Source organism: Streptococcus sp. CCH8-H5 (assembly GCF_001556505.1).
In the GTDB taxonomy this organism is placed as follows: Bacteria; Bacillota; Bacilli; order Lactobacillales; family Streptococcaceae; genus Streptococcus.
The window spans coordinates 1-2,642 of the sequence record NZ_LSIZ01000090.1; the positions used below are offsets into that span (position 1 = coordinate 1).

Here is a 2,642-nt window from a genome sequence, read left to right on the forward strand (position 1 = left end):
CTAGGACTTTTGTCCCAGCCTCATAATTTTGAGAAATATTAGTAAAATCCATTTGATGTCGAGAAAGAGAATGACAAACAAGTGATTGTCTTGTCTGAAGAGACGAAAGAACGGATAACGGGTGATTTGTTTGAGGGACTTTATCGGAAACGACAGATTGGATTTGGCAAACTCTTCAAGACTATCAAGAAAGAATTAGACTTAGATGATGTCGAAGATGGTAATCTTGTTCAGACTGGAGAGGATAGTCAAGAAGTATCGCGAGGTCAGGAAATTGTAGCCGTTTGGAATTGGCAGAGAAAGAATTATTTTTTACAGTAACTAAGAAATATGTTAGTCAGTTTTATTATTAGGTGTATTTAATTTGCTGTAGTAATTGACAATTACGGCTGATAAGCATCCAAAAAAAATAAGTCCATATACAGTTAAAAAGACGCTAGTAATACGTCCGATTAGAGTAGTAGCTAGTATATCTCCGTAACCTACTGTTGTTGATGTGACAAAAGCATACCATAGTCCATCCCAGTAATTACTTATTTGAGGTTCAACTAATAAAAGTATTCCTCCTGAAATAAAAATAAAACTTACAAAACTTATCAAAAATTGATTAAATCCTGTAACTTTTATAATATGAAATAGAGTATTTAAACGTTTCATTTGGTTCTCCTTTGTTATAGTGTTAATGAAAATTATAGCATACAAAAAGTGTTTAAATATGTATTTTAGACACTTTTTATATTAATTTTTATTATGTTTTCTTGATAGTAAGCCTCTATCGTTACAAGCTCGTTTGTGGTAAGATGAGTATAGGTCATTTATGTTAGTTCCTTTCAGACAAATGTGGTGTTTATCTGAGCCTAACATAGGCTTTTTCTGTCTAGCTTAATTTTACAAATTGGGTTATTTATTCTTCATAAGATTTGAAGGGTTGATCTTTTTTAGGGTATCGTGTCGGTGTGATTGACAGTCCCATCTTGTCTTTTTCGTGTAGCAATTCAATGACTAGGGAAACCATGATCAGTACCATGATGAGTGAAAATGGAAAGGCTACGATAATCAGCGTATTTTGCAAGGCTACTAAGCCCCCTGAAAGAAGTAAGACGATGGCAATAGTCGCAAGGAGTACGCCCCAGAAGATTTTAAGGTTATTCTTTGGTTTGAGATTCCCATCATCAGAGAGCATAGCTAGCACATAGGTCGCAGAGTCTGCTGACGTGATAAAGAAGGTAATGATCAAGATGATGGCAACAACGGAGGCAATAAAACCAAATGGCAGTTGACTGAAGGTTGCAAACAAGGTCTGCTCACTTGGAAACTGTGTTAAATCTACATTTCCAAGTGATTGAACATGCGTTGAAAGTGTTCCAAAGGTAGAAAACCATAAAAAGCTTAATACAGTCGGTGCTAATAAGACGATGGATAGAAATTGTCTGATACTACGTCCTTTAGAAATTCTGGCAATAAAAACTCCCACGAATGGTGACCAAGAAATCCACCAAGCCCAATAGAAAATCGTCCAAGTATTGATCCAGTCACGATTGTATTGACCAAAGGAACCAGCACTGAAACTCATACGGAAGAAATTGGAAATATACAGTCCGATACTATCGGTCAAGGTATTAAAAATCTGGACTGTGGGACCGATGATTATGGTGATGGCGAGTAGTCCAACCGCTAAAATAAGATTGGTGTTTGATAAGATTTTTACCCCTTTTCCAAGACCAGAAAGGGCTGAAATGGTAAAGAGGATGGTTGTGATAATTATGATAATAACTTGCACAAGGGCATTGTTTGGAATACCAAAGAGGTAGTTGAGTCCCCCATTGATTTGGGCTGCCCCAAAACCAAGAGTGGTTGCCACCCCGATAACAGTAGCGACCACTGTAATCGTATCTACGATCTTACCAAGGCTACCGTTTGTTTTTTTACCAAACAAGGGCTTTAAGGTAACCGATAAAAGATATTTCTCTTTTTTTCGGAAACCAAAGTAGGCAAGGGCCAGGGCGATTAAAGCATATATTGCCCAGGCATGGATGCCCCAGTGAAAGAAAGTGTAACGGAAAGCATCGGCTAAGGCTTCCTGCGACCCTGGGGTAGCTCGTACCGTTGAAATGGCATAATGGGATAAGGGCTCTGCGGCACCGTAGAAGACAAGGCCGATTCCCATTCCAGCAGAAAATATCATGGCAATCCAAGAGATAGTAGAGTGTTCAGGCACCGAATTGGGTTCCCCCAGTTTGATTTGCCCAACGGGACTAACCAGGAAAAAGCCACAAAGTAGAACGATTGACGTGACCAGTAATAAGTAAAACCAGCCAAGTTTATCTGAAATAACTTCCCTTAGTTGTTCTGACCAAACTTGGTAGCCGTCAGGCATAACAATACCAAGAAGGACCAGGATAGCCAGTAGCACAAAAGAGGTTTTTAAGACCGGCGTTAAATTTTTAGTTGACATAAAATCTCCTTTCATTCTCTACCATTATATCAAAAATGATAATAACTTAAAAATGAGGGGAGATTAGATAACACCCAGCTAGTTATAATTTTTAGTTGATTAACTAGAGACGTTTAAGAACCTAAATTGTCAAATTAAGTTAGACTTTTCAAGTAACTCAGAAAAACTTGGTAGGGTGATTGATAAT

At 37.9% G+C, this 2,642-nt stretch carries 3 protein-coding genes; 1 reads left to right on the top strand and 2 read right to left on the bottom strand.

Annotated features, from left to right (window positions below; all coding sequences use genetic code 11):
* The first annotated feature begins 81 nt into the window (after positions 1-81).
* Positions 82-321: a protein rep gene (locus AX663_RS05920; RefSeq protein WP_002885362.1), complete on the top strand. Its 240-nt coding sequence runs from the start codon at positions 82-84 to the stop codon at positions 319-321.
* A 12-nt stretch (positions 322-333) separates the two neighbouring features.
* Here the strand turns inward: AX663_RS05920 and AX663_RS05925 are convergent, their stop codons facing one another.
* A complete protein-coding gene (locus AX663_RS05925) occupies positions 334-690 on the bottom strand; it encodes a potassium channel family protein (protein WP_261787309.1) in 357 nt (118 codons plus the stop codon).
* A 214-nt stretch (positions 691-904) separates the two neighbouring features.
* A complete protein-coding gene (locus AX663_RS05930) occupies positions 905-2,455 on the bottom strand; it encodes a BCCT family transporter (RefSeq protein ID WP_002885312.1) in 1,551 nt (516 codons plus the stop codon).
* Positions 2,456-2,642 lie beyond the last annotated feature (187 nt).